The 16,936-nt window shown below is 54.2% G+C and carries 16 protein-coding genes; 3 read left to right on the top strand and 13 right to left on the bottom strand.

Annotation, left to right across the window (positions count from 1 at the left end; genetic code table 11):
- Positions 1-40 precede the first annotated feature (40 nt).
- The 9 genes from CEK60_RS21375 to CEK60_RS21335 all read right to left on the bottom strand — a co-directional run bounded on the left by CEK60_RS21375 (position 41) and on the right by CEK60_RS21335 (position 8,079).
- Positions 41-802 carry an ABC transporter permease gene (locus CEK60_RS21375; protein WP_089040732.1) on the bottom strand — a complete coding sequence of 254 codons (762 nt, stop codon included), beginning with the start codon at positions 800-802 and terminating at the stop codon, positions 41-43.
- Positions 799-1,734 (bottom strand): ABC transporter ATP-binding protein, encoded by a 936-nt coding sequence (locus CEK60_RS21370; RefSeq protein ID WP_089040731.1) that lies wholly within the window; start codon positions 1,732-1,734, stop codon positions 799-801. The genes CEK60_RS21375 and CEK60_RS21370 overlap by 4 nt, the downstream gene beginning before the upstream one ends.
- Positions 1,735-1,792: 58 nt before the next feature.
- Positions 1,793-2,098, bottom strand: coding sequence for a peptidylprolyl isomerase (locus CEK60_RS21365; protein ID WP_286365166.1), 306 nt, complete (start codon positions 2,096-2,098; stop codon positions 1,793-1,795).
- Between the two features lie 55 nt (positions 2,099-2,153).
- Positions 2,154-3,218, bottom strand: a complete 1,065-nt coding sequence (locus CEK60_RS21360) for a serine hydrolase (RefSeq protein ID WP_089041016.1) — start codon at positions 3,216-3,218, stop codon at positions 2,154-2,156.
- A 56-nt stretch (positions 3,219-3,274) separates the two neighbouring features.
- Positions 3,275-4,381 (bottom strand): heparan-alpha-glucosaminide N-acetyltransferase domain-containing protein, encoded by a 1,107-nt coding sequence (locus CEK60_RS21355; RefSeq protein ID WP_089040729.1) that lies wholly within the window; start codon positions 4,379-4,381, stop codon positions 3,275-3,277.
- A 208-nt stretch (positions 4,382-4,589) separates the two neighbouring features.
- Positions 4,590-4,862, bottom strand: a complete 273-nt coding sequence (locus CEK60_RS21350; protein WP_089040728.1) for a hypothetical protein — start codon at positions 4,860-4,862, stop codon at positions 4,590-4,592.
- Between the two features lie 300 nt (positions 4,863-5,162).
- Positions 5,163-6,458 carry a TRAP transporter large permease gene (locus CEK60_RS21345; RefSeq protein WP_089040727.1) on the bottom strand — a complete coding sequence of 432 codons (1,296 nt, stop codon included), beginning with the start codon at positions 6,456-6,458 and terminating at the stop codon, positions 5,163-5,165.
- Positions 6,455-6,985: a TRAP transporter small permease gene (locus CEK60_RS21340; RefSeq protein WP_442314471.1), complete on the bottom strand. Its 531-nt coding sequence runs from the start codon at positions 6,983-6,985 to the stop codon at positions 6,455-6,457. The genes CEK60_RS21345 and CEK60_RS21340 overlap by 4 nt, the downstream gene beginning before the upstream one ends.
- A 113-nt stretch (positions 6,986-7,098) precedes the next feature.
- Entirely contained in the window at positions 7,099-8,079 is a 981-nt protein-coding gene (locus CEK60_RS21335) for a TRAP transporter substrate-binding protein (RefSeq protein WP_089040725.1), read from the bottom strand.
- A gap of 302 nt (positions 8,080-8,381) precedes the next feature.
- Between CEK60_RS21335 and CEK60_RS21330 the strand changes: the two genes are divergently transcribed.
- Positions 8,382-9,149 carry an SDR family NAD(P)-dependent oxidoreductase gene (locus tag CEK60_RS21330; RefSeq protein ID WP_089040724.1) on the top strand — a complete coding sequence of 256 codons (768 nt, stop codon included), beginning with the start codon at positions 8,382-8,384 and terminating at the stop codon, positions 9,147-9,149.
- An 18-nt stretch (positions 9,150-9,167) separates the two neighbouring features.
- On the opposite strand, the gene CEK60_RS21325 is transcribed toward CEK60_RS21330, so the two are convergent.
- Positions 9,168-10,070, bottom strand: coding sequence for a LysR family transcriptional regulator (locus CEK60_RS21325; protein ID WP_089040723.1), 903 nt, complete (start codon positions 10,068-10,070; stop codon positions 9,168-9,170).
- A gap of 151 nt (positions 10,071-10,221) precedes the next feature.
- On the opposite strand from CEK60_RS21325, the gene CEK60_RS21320 reads away from it, so the two are divergent.
- Entirely contained in the window at positions 10,222-11,427 is a 1,206-nt protein-coding gene (locus tag CEK60_RS21320; RefSeq protein WP_089040722.1) for a CaiB/BaiF CoA transferase family protein, read from the top strand.
- A 10-nt stretch (positions 11,428-11,437) separates the two neighbouring features.
- The gene (locus tag CEK60_RS21315; protein WP_232471428.1) at positions 11,438-12,400 is read left to right on the top strand and encodes a hydroxymethylglutaryl-CoA lyase; all 963 of its coding nucleotides are present in this window, start codon (positions 11,438-11,440) and stop codon (positions 12,398-12,400) included.
- Between the two features lie 2 nt (positions 12,401-12,402).
- Here the strand turns inward: CEK60_RS21315 and CEK60_RS21310 are convergent, their stop codons facing one another.
- The 3 genes from CEK60_RS21310 to CEK60_RS21300 are packed head-to-tail and all read right to left on the bottom strand — an operon-like array spanning position 12,403 to position 16,922.
- Positions 12,403-13,863 carry an aldehyde dehydrogenase family protein gene (locus tag CEK60_RS21310; protein WP_089040721.1) on the bottom strand — a complete coding sequence of 487 codons (1,461 nt, stop codon included), beginning with the start codon at positions 13,861-13,863 and terminating at the stop codon, positions 12,403-12,405.
- Entirely contained in the window at positions 13,864-15,528 is a 1,665-nt protein-coding gene (locus tag CEK60_RS21305; protein WP_089040720.1) for a 5-guanidino-2-oxopentanoate decarboxylase, read from the bottom strand.
- Positions 15,529-15,539: 11 nt separating this feature from the next.
- Positions 15,540-16,922: a YjiH family protein gene (locus CEK60_RS21300; protein ID WP_089040719.1), complete on the bottom strand. Its 1,383-nt coding sequence runs from the start codon at positions 16,920-16,922 to the stop codon at positions 15,540-15,542.
- Between the last annotated feature and the right edge of the window lie 14 nt (positions 16,923-16,936).

Genomic DNA, 16,936 nt, shown 5'->3' with positions numbered 1-16,936 from the left:
CTTTTTATCAGAAGAACAGCTAAATAAGACATTGGCGCACTCAAGGCTTTAAGCGATAGCCAGTGCGAAAAATCCAGGCAATGGTGGCAAGGCTAACTGCCAGGAAGAGCATGATCATTGCCACGCTAGCCGCCAAGCTAACATCGCCAATGCCGTAGAAGCTCCAACGGAATCCACTGACCAAGTAGACCACGGGGTTGGCTAACGTCACGGTTTGCCAAAACGGCGGCAGCATATCAATGGAGTAGAAACTGCCCCCCAAAAACGTTAGCGGGGTGATCACCAGCAAAGGCACCAACTGCAGCTTGTCGAAACCATCTGCCCAAATACCGATAATAAAGCCCAGCAGGCTAAAAGTGACGGCGGTCAGCACCAGAAAGGTCAGCATCCAAATCGGATGAGCAATTTCCAGCGGCACAAATAAGCTGGACGTTGCCAGGATAATCAGCCCCAGAATGATCGATTTCGAGGCAGCAGCGCCCACATAACCGACCACCACTTCTAAATAAGAGATGGGCGCTGAGAGAATTTCATAAATACTGCCGGAGAACTTCGGGAAGAAAATCCCAAACGAGGCATTAGAGACACTCTGAGTAAGTAGCATCAGCATAATCAGACCGGGCACAATAAAGGCCCCGTAGCTGACCCCGTTAATTTCGCTGATGCGTGAACCAATCGCCGCGCCAAACACCACAAAGTAAAGCGAGGTTGAAATCACTGGCGACACAATGCTTTGCAGCAAGGTACGGCGAGTACGCGCCATTTCCGCCATATAAATGGCACGAACGGGGTAGAGATTCATGGGCGCTCCTTTACCAAGTCGACGAAAATATCTTCCAACGAGCTTTGCCGGGTGTGCAGGTCTTTAAAGCCAATGCCTGCCTTTTCCAATTGCGTGAGCAAGGCAGAAATACCGCGCCCGTCCTCTTCCTGACGGCCATCGTAGGTGTACACCAACTCATAGCCATCGGCTGCCAAACTCAGCTCGTCTTGATCAAGGGACGCAGGCAACGCAGAGAGCGGCGTGTGCAGCTGCAGCGTTAGCTGCTTGCTGCCAAGCTTGTTCATCAGCGCTGCTTTCTCCTCCACCAAGACAATCTCACCGCGATTAATAACGCCAATGCGGTCGGCCATTTCTTCGGCTTCTTCAATGTAATGGGTGGTGAGAATGATCGTGACACCATTATCCCGCAGCCCGCGCACCACTTCCCACATATCACGGCGTAGCTCGACGTCTACCCCAGCGGTGGGTTCATCTAGAAATAGAATGCGTGGTTCATGAGAGAGCGCTTTGGCGATCAATACACGGCGCTTCATGCCACCGGAAAGGGTCATCAAACGATTATTGCGTTTGTCCCACAAGGCCAGCGACTTAAGCACTTTCTCAATATGCGCTGGGTTAGGTGGCTTACCAAACAAACCACGGCTAAAGCTAACCGTGTTCCATACCGTTTCAAAGGCTTCGTTGGTCAGCTCTTGAGGCACAAGACCAATACGTTCGCGGGCCTGACGATAGTGGCTAACGCTATCATAGCCATCGACGACGACGTGGCCTTGGGTTGGATTCACCAGCCCGCACACCACGCTGATTAACGTTGTTTTGCCCGCCCCATTGGGGCCAAGCAGGGCAAAAATTTCACCGCGCTGAATGGTTAAATCCACACGGCTAAGAGCTTGAAAGCCACCTTCGTAGGTTTTGTTCAAGCCTTCAATAGTAATAATGGGATCGTTCAAGGCGTGCTCCTCACACCGCGACAGCATTGCCGCGGTGCTTGACGGATGTTCGGCGCCATTAACTGCGGCTAGTGATTTCCAACAGGTGGTAACCAAACTGAGTTTTGACCGGGCCGTGTACCTTGTTCAGCTCACCGCTGAAAACGACCTTGTCGAATTCCGGTACCATTTGGCCGGGGCCAAAGCTACCCAGGTCACCGCCTTGACGGCCAGAAGGGCAGCTAGAGTGCTGCTTGGCCACTTCTGCGAAATCACGACCGTTTTCGATCTCTTGCTTCAGTGCGTTGCACTGCTCTTCGCTGCTTACCAAAATATGACGGGCGCTGGCACTTGCCATAACAAACTCCTTATTAAAAAGCCCCAAAGCGGCGTATCAGTTTATCATGCTGGTACAGGGTTAGGCGCTAGCGTTAGCTTGATTAGGGCCCAGCGAGTGCTCCGCTAAAACGTAGCGCCTCCCCAACACTTGCCAAGGCGCGCTCATGGGCGCTTACCGAAAGCGGGCCTCGGCTACAGGCGACAATTACCCAAGGTCCCTGGGCTGACGAAATGCGCGAGGCAATACCCGCATCGCAACTGCGGCGGTGCTGGGTGCCGGTCTTATGGGCAAAATGAATGTCACTGCCCAACCCTTGTTTCAAGCGGCGCTTGCCAGAGGAGGTACGGCTCATTATCGCCAGCAGCGTTTGGCGCTGCTCGCTATTCAAATCCGTCATACCCCCATGGTGAAGCGAGGCTAGTACATCCCCGAAGGCGCGCAACGTGCCTGCGTTCTCACCCGTAGCTTCGTAGGCATCAAAGGCGCGGTCGTAGTCAGGTTGCGCGAAGGCATCTTGGTGCACGCTAAGGGCACGGGCCAACGCTACCGGGCGCTGGCTAACGGGATGCTTGCGCAGCGCCATAAAATCTAAACCACCTAAATCTTGGGCATCTGGATGAAGCTGGCCATACACACCTTGGCGTACGCCAACGAGCTTGCTAATCGGCCCTATATGACCAAGCCTTCCTCCGCTCGCGGCCACCATAGCCTTTGCCCGCTCATTCACTGCTTTAAGCCCCACACGATCAATCAGCATATCCGACGCAGTGTTATCGCTAACGGTGATCATCTGTTCCAACAAATAACCAATAGAAATAGGCGTGCCTGGATCATGCCAGTTAACCGGGCCTGCGCCATCCACATAATCACTGCGCGCCAGGGTAATCCGCTCATCAAGAGCTAACCTGCCAGCTTGGCGCTCGGCCAACACCTGGGCAGCCACCGGTACTTTTATCAGCGATGCCAAATACCATGGTTCATCGGCTTTCCAGGCATAGGCTTCACCACTGACCAAATTCTGCACATACACGCCCAGCTGCCCACCAAACACCTCTTCGATGGCGGCCATACGGGCATTTAAGTCACCCTGCCAGCGGCTCTGTTTATCGACTGCATAATACCAATCTGCATGAACGGGCAGCGCTATTAACAGCGCTACGACCATCAGCCCACGCTGTATCCAGTGTCGCAAATCGTCAACTCCCGTTAGTTTGCTCGCGCTTAGCGATGAGCCGCCATCCGGCGGGTCAGCCAAATCCACAGCGCGGCGCCGAGTATTAACAAGCCACCAACGCCAAGCGCCTGCGGGTAGCTGCAGGCCCCCTCGCCTTCCAATAAAAAACGCAGTACCAGAAAAATCATCACGATATGGAAGATAAAGGCTTTGAGCGCATCACTACCGACGAGAGTAATCGGCAACAGTGCTTTCGCAGCGGCGGCTCCGCCTGCTAAGGCAAGCCCAAGCAGCACCAACGCGCCACCCACGCTAAACAGCGTAAAGTTTATCCCTGGCGGGTGTTTTCCCACATTACGAGCCACCGCCATCATCGCACTATGAACATCGCCCCCGGCGATGGCGATGCCATAAAAAGCAGCGACCATCAGCGCCCCCGCCCCTACCAGCCAAAGAATTAAACGGCGGCGTAAAGCGGCATCGAAATAGCAGCGTAACAGCGCTTCGCCAATCAATAAGCCAGACAATATGAGTGGGGCGCGGCTAAGCTGCCCCCAGGCATAGTGCTCGTCATGGTCTACCAGAAATGCTTTTAAGAGGTCATAGCCCCCAAAGGAAAACCCTTGTAGCCATGCAGAAAGTAGCGTTAATCCTGCAATGGTCGCCAAACGCCCCCAGAGTGGTGTTCGCGCCCACAGCGGCAGTATCAGCGGTACCCATAACAAGGCAATGGCGTAAAAACCGAGAATCTCTACCCAGATAGCAAATCGCCCATAGAGCAGCGTATTAACCATATCGCTTGGCGAGCTAAAGGGTAGCATTTCGATAATAATCAGCGCTTTATACCAAAACCAAACCTCAACGGCCCTTATCCATAGCTTTAATCGCCGCCGAGGCCAATCGTCACTTTGCGTGTAAGCAAGGAAGGCCACCGCCAGCGCTATGCCGAACACTAGAATAAACAGCGAGGACGAGAACTTCGTCAAGAAGTGGATAGGCACCATGCCCCAGTCGGGCACATGACGCATGCCTACTAAACCGCTAACGGCATGACTGATAATCATCAGCCCAATGGCAATACCACGCGCGAGATCAATCGCCTCGATTCGTCCTTGCGCTTTAGGAAGCTGTGGAACCTCCTTCCAGTTCAACACGTCGGCAACGTCCTTGTGGCTGATGTTAGTAATAGAACTCTAACCATAGCCTATTCATTCCCTACGCCCTATCCTTACGCCCTATTCTTACGCCCTATCCTCACGCCCTATGTGGCATCTTTTAACGCAAAAATGCCCCGCAACTGGCGGGGCATTTTCTGGTTCATCCGTGAACCTGGGTAGAAGTTAATCCGTTAGCAAGCAGGGTTTACCAACCGGAATCGTCTTCCTCTTCAGTTTCCCATGTGCCTTGCTCCTCTTCTTCCTCTTCGTACTCAGTGGTTACGCCTTCATTGGTAGCACCTTGCTCTTGCTCAGAGTCGAAGGAGTTGTAAGCGCCTTGCTCATCCTGGGTCGTTTCTTCCTGAGGAGCAGGCTCGTAATCATCGTTGCTTTCCATGCCGGCAAAGGCCAGCGGGCTAGCGATTAAACCAAACGATACGCCTAAAATGCCAAGTTTCTTGAGAGCTTCCTTTTTCATAGTCATGCCTCCTGGTATGGCTTCGCTTTCACTTCAGTTTTCGGTAATCAAAAAATTCGATCATTTGAAAACCTTGGTTAGTGGCAAGAACGTCATGTCTTCCTAACACTCCGTTCTTGCCCAATACATTGCAGCCGCCATACCAAGCCATGCCAATAAAATAAAAAACACATTGAATACAGAATCTTGAATAGAAACAATGCATGCCAACCTAATCTCGCACCGATCTTTAATTAGCGATTTATTGTTTACCTCTGGCACATGGGCCCTGTTGCATCATGTCAATTGAGTTTTAGAAGATTAATACCCCATCACTCGAGGCAGCCACGTGGCAAGGCCAGGTATCGCGATCAACAATAAAATCGTGGCCAGAATCGGTAATAGGAACGGCAACACCGCTTTGACCACCTGCCCATAGCGTAGCCGCGTAATGCCCACCATTAGAAACAGCACCGTGCCAAAGGGTGGTGTGATAACCCCCACTGAAAGCGTAATGACCATCACAATGCCGAAATGGACAGGGTCTAACCCCGCGCTTAACGCAGCAGGCACCACAATGGGAGTGAAGATCAGGATGCTCTCAATCACCGACATGAAACAGCCGATAAGCAGGAAAAACAGCGCAAAACAGAGCAGCAACGCAATCGTCGGCATATCGATGCTGGCCACCTGTCCCGCCAACGCTTGTGGAATGCCCATGCGAACCAAAATCCAGCCGTAAAAACTGGATACCGCAATAATCAGCAGAATCACGGCGCTGAACATAAGGGTACGTTGGAAAGCATTAAACAAGTCGCGCAGGCTTAAGTCGCGGTAGATCAGGCCGCCTAAAATAACCGCATAGAGCGAGGCAATGGCGCCCGCTTCCGTTGGCGTAAAGAAGCCCCCCCAAATACCACCGACAATAATGGCGGGCATCATCAAGGGCAGAATAGCGCGCTTGCCGGTTCGGACGACCTCGCAGGCATCAAACGGCGTAGGCTTAGGCATCACTACTTTGCCTGTTGCCCCGAGCATTACCGTCATTCCCATCAACAGTAATGCCATCAAAATGCCGGGCAGCAGCCCCGCCATAAACAGCCCGCCGATACTCACGTTGGCCAACCAGCCATACACTACCAGCGCAATACTGGGCGGCAGAATCGGCCCAATCACGCTAGAGGCGGCGGTAATTCCAGTGGCGTAACCCACATCATAGCCACGCTCTTTCATGGCTTTAATTTCAATGCTGCCAAGACCCGCCGCGTCAGCCACAGCAGTACCCGACATAGTGGCAAAAATAGAGCTGGCCACTACGTTAGCGTGACCAAGACCGCCTTTGGTAAAGCCTACTAATGCCGTGGCGAAGTCAAAAATACGCGTGGTTGTTGAGCCAATATTCATAATATTGGCAGCCAGAATAAACAGCGGAATGGCCAACAGGGTAAAGTTGTTGAGCGTTTGCACCATCCGCAGTGGCAGTAGCTCAACGGGCAACCCTCCGGTACCGGTGAATACCAAAGCAATAAATGAAGTAACACCGATGGCAACCACAACAGGCAGCCCGATAGCCATTAGCACCAACAGGCCGCCAACGAAAATTAGTAATTCAGTCATGGTGCCGTCACCTCTTCTTCGCGGGGTGCTTCAAGCCAGAAAACCGGGCCGCGCAGCGTTTTCCAAAGGGCGATGACCGCCATGCTTGCGAAGCTAAAGAAGATACCGTAGTAGAGGTAGCTGAAACTGATACTTAACGAAACGGTTTTATTGTTGGCGCTCATATCCGACATAATCCACGCGCCCCATGCCGCGAGCAGAAAAAAGCCGCAAGAGATCAGCGAAGTAAGGCGATACTGTATATTTTTACCTAAGCTAGAAAGTTTGTGGCTGAACAGGTCAACCACTAAATGCTCACTGCGTACCCACGCAGAGATAGACCCAAAGCCAATGGCATAAATGGCCAGCAGTGACGCAACTTCTTCTGTCCAGGGCATCCCCAACCCAAGTAGGTCCCGGGCCACCACTGCAGACACAATGAGCAGTAATATCGCGGCCATTAACGCAACACCTATCCCATCGCAAAGACGGGTGGTGTAACGCAACACATAAAAAGCGATTCTATCCGGCCCGTTTCTGGGCGGCATAGCTGAATCCACGGTAACGCTCCTGAGGCTTAATAAGGCTTAACTTAAATAGGTATCTTTTAAAACTACAACGACGGCCCGATAGGCCGCCGTTGTTCATTTAGCACAGGCAATTACTGACTTTCATTACCTAACGCATCTTCACGCACACCATCAGCCATATCGGCCATGACACGATCAATCGCAGGCAACGCTGCTTCGCGGAAAGGTGCCACATCCGGCTCAATGATGGTCATCCCTTCATCCTGCAGCGCTTCTAGATAGAACTCGTCAAGTTCACGCTCTTGCTCTGAACCGTATTGACGAGCTACGTCGATCGCCTCTTCGATCAATGCCTGATCATCGGCTTCTAAGCCATCCCACCAGCGTGAACTGGCTATCCAGCTCCACGGAAACTGCACGTGGCTGGTCATAATGATGTGATCCTGTACTTCCCACAGGCGGCGGGTATAGGGCGAGGAGAGCGAGTTTTCATGGCCATCGACTTGACCTGTTTGCATGGCCAAGTAAATTTCCGGCGCGGGAACGTTCACTACCTGGGCGCCGATCTCTTCCCACACCTCAAGCCACACGGGGAGCGATGGCAGACGCAAACGGAAGCCGTCTAAGTCTTCAGGGCTATTGATTGCCTTGTTGGCGGTCATATGGCGTGGGCCACGGTGCTGCAAACCAAAATACTTAAGCCCGCCTTGGTTCTCAGCCTGCTCAATCAATGCCTGGCCAGAAGGGCTTTCCATATAGGCATCGACTTCGTCCCAGGTTGAAAAAACAAACGGCACGGTAATAGCGTCATACTCTGGCGCATACTGCTGGCGCCAGTTGCCGCCAGTGATAGAAATCTGGGTTTGACCTAAATTGAGCAGTTCCAGCACCGCGTTTTCACCACCGAGTGAGCCTGCTAGAAAAGGACGCACCTCAAAACGGCCCGGTGCCTGCTCTTCTAGGTACTCGGCAAAGCGCTCGACTGCTGCGCTTTCGGAGCCGCCTTCGCTCATGGTGTTGTTAACTTGAATTTCGATCGGGTTTGCCAAGGCAAAGGGGGCCGCCGTTAGCATACCCAGGGTGGCCAGCGTGGTAAGCAATGTTGTCCGCATAGGATGACTCTCTACGGTTGTCGTTATTGGATGTGGTTATTAAGCGTGATACTTATCACAGCATTTTTGCTGTTTGATTGATCTTGAAACAAGCAGCCAAGCGGCTCAAATCGACGTTTATGAAGGCTGACTTCGTCAAATACGATGGCTAGAAACGCCGCTATAGCGCGCTAATCTACGCGCCCTATTATCAGCGTACGACCAAAGATGAATACCCACTGGACCCTTAGGCTATCTCAATGGCGCTTGTCTGCTGTTCTTAGCCGCGGCTTCAACTGCCATTTTCGCCAGGAGCTTTCATCATGCACGAAGTCGCACCCGTCGTGTTTATTACCGGCGCCACTTCTGGAATCGGCCTTGCTTGTGCCCACCGTTTTGCCCAAGCGGGCTGGTCACTGGTGTTAACAGGACGGCGTCAAACTCGCTTAGAGGCGCTCTATAACTCACTGAAAAACAGCGTACCTGTGCACATCGCTCAATTGGATGTCAGCAACCCACAAGACGTTGCTAACGTGGTTGCGGCGTTGCCAGAACGCTTTCAGCAGGTGCATACATTGATCAATAGTGCAGGGCTAGCGCTGGGTAAGGGGCCAGCTCAAAACGCTGAGTTGGATGACTGGCATCGCATGATTGATACCAACGTAAAAGGGTTAGTGACTGTCACGCGCCACCTATTGCCAAAGCTCATCGCCGCTGGCCCTGGCTCAACGGTAATTAACCTGGGTTCTATCGCCGCTCATACGCCTTACCCTGGTGGGCATGTGTATGGCGCCACCAAAGCCTTTGTAGAACAATTTAGCTATAACCTGCGCTGCGACGTTGGCCCCCAGGGCGTTAGAGTGACCGACCTCGCCCCGGGGATGACAGCGAGTGAATTTACGCTGGTTCGCATGAAAGGCGACCACCAGGTAGCCGATAGCTACTACGCAGGAGCGGAACCACTTCAGCCTGAGGATATCGCCGACCAAGCGTTCCATGTAGCCTCACTTCCGCCGCATATCAATATCACGCGCTTAGAGGTGATGCCGCTTTGTCAGCAGTGGTCGGCCCCTTCGATACTGCGGGATTAAGCGCCGATTTGATGAGCTTTATAACGCTGAATGCTTTTCTGCGGTCAGCAGGTCCACCATGTGCCTTGCCGTAACAGGAAGCGTCGCGTAGCGGCGCACGCCAATCACAAGCTCCCGCTGGGCCCAGGCGTCGTTCAACGGGATGCTTTTAAGCTGCAGATCACCTAGCTCGCGGTAGATCGTTTGCTCTGGTAGCACACCGACCCCCATGCCATGGTGAATCATGCGGCAAATAGCATCAAAACTACGTACCTGAATGCGCATTCGCAGCGCTCTTCCCGATAGATTAGCCTGCTCAAGCAATAGCGCTTGCAGTGACGCATCTTGCTGCAAACCGATAAAGTCGAAAGCGAGCGCTTCATTGAAGGCAATACTGCTTCGCTCCGCTAACGGGTGTTTATCAGGCGTTACTAGCACTAAGCGATCACGCCGATACGGAATTATTTGTAAGTCTGGCGCAGCCACATGCCCAGCAAAAATGCCGATATCGGTTAAGCCATCCCTTACAGCGGCAATAATTTCATTACTAACCCGCTCTTGCAGGTCGATTTTGATTTCAGGGTAGTGGCGAGAGAACGCGCTGAGATCTTGGGGAAGAAACGCGATGATCGCCGAGGTGTTGGAATGAATACGCACATGCCCACGCACGCCTTCACCATATTCGCTAAGCTCTGCCTGTAAGCGTTCAACGTTGTCGAGTATGCGCCGCGCATGATGTAAAAACGCATGCCCTGCTGGGGTTAGCTCCACGCCACGGGGCTTACGGTAAAGTAGCGTTGCTCCGACCAAGCTTTCAAGATCGCTCATTCGCTTGCTAACGGCGGCAAGGGCTAGGTGTTCGCGTTCGGCAGCCGCGGTCAAGCGGCCTTCGTCTGCAACAGAGATAAACAGCTTGAGCGTAAAAAAATCAAAGCGGCGCAACTCGGCAAACTCCTGAAAAGTAACCTGACTATGCTAGCGCATACCTTCGCCAGTCACGAAACCTTTGTTACCCATTGCCTAATTGTCGCGCCTAAGCGGCTCACGCATGCTGGTAGACAACAATATTAACGACACGACCAGGAGAGCCTTAATGCACGCTCCCGAAGCTCGACAGCTTCCCTTAGAAGGCCTGAAAGTCCTTGAACTTGGGCAACTCATTGCAGGCCCATTTGCGACCAAGCTGTTGGGCGAATTTGGTGCCGATGTGATTAAAATTGAGCCGCCCGGCACCGGCGACCCCCTTCGCAAATGGCGAATGCTTGAGGAAGGCACCTCTCTTTGGTGGCACGTACAGAGCCGTAACAAACGCTCGGTGGCGCTGGACTTGCGCAGTGAAGAGGGTCAAGCGCTGGTGCGCGAACTCGCTACCGAGGCTGATGTGGTGGTGGAAAACTTCCGCCCAGGCACATTAGATAACTGGGGGCTGGGCTGGGAAGCGCTCTCAAAACTCAACCCACGGTTAATCATGGTGCATATTTCCGGCTACGGGCAAACGGGGCCTTACCGCGACAAACCCGGCTTTGGGGTAGTGGGTGAAGCCATGGGCGGGTTGCGTTATCTCACTGGCCAGCCAGGAGAGCCCTCTGTGCGCGTGGGCGTGAGCATTGGTGATTCACTGTCCGCGCTTTACGCTGTCATTGGCACCTTGCTGGCACTGCAAGAGCGCAACCGCAGCGGCCTGGGACAAGAGATCGACGTGGCGCTGTATGAGTCGGTATTTGCCATGATGGAGAGCCTGCTACCGGAATTCGATGCCAGCGGCCAAGTGCGCGAACCTAGCGGCAGTGCCCTCCCCGGCATTACGCCTTCTAACGCCTACCGCTGCCTGGGAGGCGATTACGTACTGATTGCCGGTAACGGCGACAGCATTTTTAAACGCTTGATGGGCGTGATTGGCCGTGATGATCTGGCCAACGACCCCGCGCTAGCCCACAACGATGGCCGCAGCCAGCAGGCTGAAATGATCGACGCAGCGATTCAAGCGTGGTCTGAAGAGCGCCCAAGAGAGGCGATTCTTAAAGCGTTGGATGAGGCACGCGTGCCAGCAGGCTATCCGTACACCGCCGAAGATATTGCCTTTGACCCCCATTACTTGGCGCGGGAAATGATTCAAACCTTCACCCGCCCCAACGGCAAACCATTAAAAGTACCCGGTGTGCTGCCTAAACTTAGTGCTACCCCAGGGCGGATCGGCGATGGCGGCCCGGCGCTTGGCCAGCATACCGATGATGTGTTGGATGAGCTGGGCATTGACCAGGAAACCCGTGCCAAGCTGCGTCAAGCGGGCATTATCTAAGGAGAGCGCTATGCACAAGTCCACGAGTCAACCCATGCTCTGCCCCACAGCACCTTGTCCTAAAAAAATAGAAATTAATGAAGTCGCCCCGCGTGACGGCCTGCAGATTGAAGCGCGCTTTGTCCCCACAGACGATAAAATCCGCTGGATCGACGCGCTCTCAACTACCGGTCTGCGGCGCATCGAGGCCACCTCGTTTACGTCACCCAAAGCAATTCCCAACCTGCGCGATGCCGCTGAGGTTGTCACAGGTATTCAGCGCCGGACAGGTGTCGATATCAGCGTATTAGTGCCTAACCTTAAGGGCATGGAGCGCGCGCTTGCCTGTCAGGTGGATGAGATTAATTTAGTGATGTCGGCAAGCGATAGCCATGGCCTGGCGAACCTGCGCATGACACCTGAGCAGTCGCTTGAGCAATTTGCCGCGATTGTGGAGGCCTGCCAAGGCAGCGGCGTATTTATCAACGCCTCGCTTTCGACCACATTTGGCTGCCCGTTTGAAGGCGAGGTGCCTGAAACGCGGGTGCTTACGCTGGTGGAACAACTGATCGCGCTAGGCATTCAAGGCGTCACTCTATGCGATACCACGGGCATGGCCAACCCAGCCCAGGTAAGGCGCCTGTGTGACGCCGTGCTTGAGCGATGGCCGGAAACGCCGTTCACGCTGCACTTTCACAACACGCGTGGCATGGGTTTAGCCAACGCGCTGGCGGCGTGGCAGGCGGGCATTAACCGCTTTGATGCGTCGTTAGGCGGGCTGGGGGGCTGCCCCTTTGCCCCAGGCGCTAGCGGTAATGTATGCACCGAAGACTTAGTGCATATGTTTGCAGCGATGGGGGTAGATACGGGCGTCGATCTAGATGCGCTACTTGACGTTGCCGCCACCCTGCCGACACTTATCGGCCACGACGTGCCCGGGCAAGTGGTAAAAGCCGGGAAGTCATCCCGGCGTTATGCTATGCCCGAGCGTTAGTCTTACGCTGGCCCAATCACATGCTTCACTTCCAGGTAGGCACTTAGCCCCCAGGGGCCGAGTTCACGGCCAATGCCGCTGCGCTTGAAGCCGCCCCAGGCGGTTTCAGGCAGCACCAGCTGCTCGCTGTTGTACCAAATGCTACCGGCTTTTAGCTGGCGACCAATGCGCTTTGCCCGCTCAGGATCACCGCTAATCACCGTCGCAGCTAATCCATAAGCGCTATCGTTGGCGAGCTTAATCGCCTCCTCTTCGCTGGTAACACTGCGTGCGCAGAGCACAGGGCCGAAAATCTCCTCTTGCCACAAGCGGCTTTCCAGCGGCACATCACGGTAAAGCGTCGGCGCTAAAAAGTAGCCCTGCGTGGGTAACGTGCGATGGGTAATATCGCGCACTGCCGTTAGGCCTTCTTGCGCTGCCAAGTCTAAATAGCGCTGTACCGCATCGCGCTGCTTAGCGCTGGTCAGCGGCCCTAAGTCGGTGCCTTCAGCAAGAGGGTCGCCCAGGGTTAGCGCATCCATCCGCTCAGCTAGGGCGGTGTAGAGTGCTTCTGCCACGCTTTCATGTACCAGTAAACGCGAAGTCGCTGAACAGATTTGCCCGGCATTAAAGTAGATACCTGCCATTACCCAGTCGGCGGCTTGGGCGGGGTCGGCGTCTTCCATTACCAGAATCGGCGATTTTCCACCTAGCTCTAGGGAGACACTGGCCGTGCGAACGGCAGCAGCTTGCATAACGGCTTCGCCGACTCGGTTACTGCCCGTAAAAGAGATTTTATCCACACCTGGGTGATTGGTTAGCGGTGCGCCAATGCCCTCGCCATCGCCGTTAAGCAGGTTCAGCACACCTGCTGGCAGGCCAATCTCCAGGGCAATTTCTGCCAGTGCCAACTCGGGGAGCGGCGTTACCTCTGACGGCTTGAGCACTGCGGTACAGCCTGCCGCCAACGCGGGCGCCAGCTTCCAGGCGCTTGTCACCAGCGGGAAGTTCCAGGGAGCAATCAACCCCACGACGCCCACAGGGTCATGATACGTACGCGCCTCAACGCCCTCCATTGCCACACTGACCAGTTCGCCCTGGCGAGCATCTAACACCCTGGCCTGCTTGGCGTAGTAGCGATAACAGGCAATCGCGTCGTCCAGGTCAATGCCTGCTTCCGCAAGCGGTTTACCGTTATTAGTGGCTGACAGAGTGATTAGCGCTTCTCGGCGGGTCTCCAACGCATCGGCAAAGCTATCTAGGTACTTTGCACGCGCAGCTCCACCCAGCGCTTGCCAAGCAGGTTGTGCTTGCTGAGCGGCTTTAACGGCAGCGTCGACATCTGCCGCGTCCCCCGCCGTAACCTGTGCAATACGCGCTTCGCGATAAGGATTCATCACATCGAGCATGCGCGTGCCTGCTGAGGCAACCCATTGGTTGTTGATGAACTGCTGATTGATAACTTGCTGGTTGAGTAACGGCATCTACGTATCCTGGTCGGAAATTCGGCACGCACGCTGCCAAGCAGCCGCGTCTATTTCAATGAGTAACGGGCCATTTGAAACGCGCTTAGCGAGTGAGTTTGCAAGCTCCTCAGGGCTTTCAACCCGCACGCTTGGGCAACCAAACCCTTCGGCCAAAGTAAGAAAGTTGGGGGCTTGAATATCCACGCCCAAACGAGCCACACCATTGGCATCCATATAGCGGCGAATTTCTTCGTAGCCTGCGTTGTGCCACAGCACAATCACCACCGGCAGGCGTTCCTCCACCGCGGTAGCAAGCTCAGCAAGGGTGAACATCACCCCGCCATCACCGACAAGCGCCACCACGGGTAGATCAACGCGAGCTAACTGCGCCCCTAATGCTGCTGGCAGCCCATAACCCAAGGTGCCGTAGCCGGTAGAGGCATTGAAATAACGTCTTGGCGCTGGCTGGCTGACTAGGTGGTTGCCCGCATACACCGGTGCAGTGGAGTCACCCACCAAAATCGCCTCAGGCAGATGGTCAGCCAGGGTCTTGTAAAGCGGCACGAAGTCGCTAAAAGCCGGATCATTAACCAGGTTAAGTGCACTCAACGTAGTGGCTGTTCGTTCAATACCGCGTTCAACACCGTGGCGCTGCAAAGGTTCGGGAAAATGAGTGAGTAGAAGCGCTAGGCTACGTCCGGCATCGCCCACTAAACCAAGCGTTGCATGCTGGTTACGCACCAGTTGTTCAGGGTCGAGGTCAATTCGAATCAGTTTTCCATGGAGGTGAAAGCCACCATCAAACACGACATCGTAGTCGGTCTCGCCAAGCTCGGTACCCACCGCCAAAATCACATCGGCGTTGGCCGCTAGTTCGCGCACCGCAGGCAGCGCGGCATTCGCGCCCAAATCCAGCGGATGGTCGCGACCCAGCAGCCCTTTGGCATTGATAGTCGTCACCGCAGGGGCATCAAGCCTCTCTACCAGTGCCCGGGCTGCCTCTGGCGCTGCCACACAACCACCACCTAGCAGCAGCAAGGGTTGTTTCGCTGCCTTTAACAAACGGGCAGCTTCGGCAAGCCCTTCTGGGTCAGGCGCTGCTCGGTAAAGCGTTGGCGCTGGCCAACTGTCCGGTACCTTCACCGGCGCATTGAACAGATCAATCGGAATTTCAATATGCACCGGGCCTGGGCGCGCACCATTGAAGATCGCAAAGGCGCGGGCCAGCACGTCAGGTAGCGTATTGGCATCCAATAGCGTGTGGCTAAAGCGTGCCACGCCGCTGATCATCTGCTGCTGGCTGGGCAGCTCGTGCAGCCGACCTTGGCCTAGCCCCAGCGTATCCCGGCGGTTAACACTGGAGATCACCAGCATGGGGATAGAGTCTGCTAAGGCTTGGCCCATCGCAGTAGCAATATTGGTCATTCCCGGGCCAGTGATAATCAGACATACCCCAGGCTGACCGCTGGCGCGGGCATAGCCGTCGGCCATAAACCCTGCGCCCTGCTCATGGCGCGGGGTTACGTGGCGCACATCGCTACCTTCAAGCCCTCGGTACAGCTCCACCGTATGCACGCCCGGAATACCGAACAGAGTTCGAACGCCATAGGTTTCGCGCAGCAGGTGGATCAATAGCTCGGCACAGGTCATGGTTGAGTGATTGCGCATTGCGTCAGCGTTCATGACAGGCCCTCTCAGAAGAAAAATGTATGGGCCATAAAGGCGATGATGGGCAGCGTAATGGCCGTGCGAAGTAAGAAAACGGCGGCTAGCTCCCAGAGCTTAATAGGGATTTTTGATTTAAGTAGCAGCGCGCCAATTTCCGACATATACACCAGCTGTGTCATGGACAAGCAAGCGATCACAAAACGAGTCAGCTCGCTTTCAATGTTCGTCGCCAGCACCGCCGGCAAGAACATATCGGCAAACCCGACCAACGTCGCTGGAGCAGCCGCTTGTGCTTCGGGGATACGCAGCAACTCAAGCACCGGCACCATGGGATAAGAGAGCCAGGTAAACAGCGGCGTAAACTCGGCTAAAATCAGCGCGACGGTGCCGATGGCAAATACCAAAGGCAGCAGTGTCAAAAAGATATCAATCACGTTGAGTAGAGCTAAACGCACCAACTCTTTTGGCCCTGGCGCATCCGCTGCCCGGCGAGTTGCCTGGAGCAAGCTGTAACGAAACAGCCCTACATTTTCGGTGCGCTTCTCGCTTAACTGGCAGCCAACAGGCTCGTAGTAGTCGTTAGATTTTAGCGATAGAGGGGGAATCCGCGCCACGATGATGGCAGCAATCAGCCCTGACACGACTACCGTAAAGTAGAACTGTACGAAGAGATGATTGATATCAACAAAGTTAGTAACCAGTAGACTAAACGCGATGGAAGCCACTGAAAAGTTAGTCGCAATGACCGATGCCTCGCGAGCATTGTAATAACCCTGTTCATACTGTTGGGCGGTGATCAATACACCCACGGTGCCTGACCCCATCCAAGAAGCCGTTGCATCGATAGCGCTGCGTCCAGGAAGATTAAAAATCACCCGAAACGGCTTACGCACCATGGTGCCGATAAATTCCATAAAGCCAAATTCGACCAAAAACGGGAGCAGAATCGCCGCAAAGAAGAAGAACGTCAGTAGCACCGGCGCCAAATCATTGAGCATTACGCCGCCAGTAAACGGTGCCGTCACAAATTCTGGGCCGACTTGAAAAAAGGTCATGACGACAAAGATGCCACCTAAGATGCGCATCACTACCCAAATAGTGTCTACGTCAAACATCTCTTGAAAGTGACCACGTTGCGCCCAGTTAGGCTTTGCCACTTTAACGTAAAGCGTTATCACTACGGACAGACATAGGACTAGCATGGCAATGGCAGGTAGTGCAGAGCCAAGCAGCGACTGCAACCCATCGGCCATTAGGCCCATGCCAATATTAATCGTTCCTCCCACTTGAAAAGGCACCAAAAACAAGAGGACGCCAATTAAGGAGGGAATCAAAAACTTCAGCAAATGAGCACGATGGATTGGAGCCGACGGCTCGGCGTCATCCAATTTTACTTGAGAGAAAGACATACGGTTCACCTATT

The organism is Halomonas sp. N3-2A (assembly GCF_002216165.1).
Lineage (GTDB): Bacteria > Pseudomonadota > Gammaproteobacteria > Pseudomonadales > Halomonadaceae > Vreelandella.
This window is presented reverse-complemented; position numbering and strand designations above follow the sequence as displayed.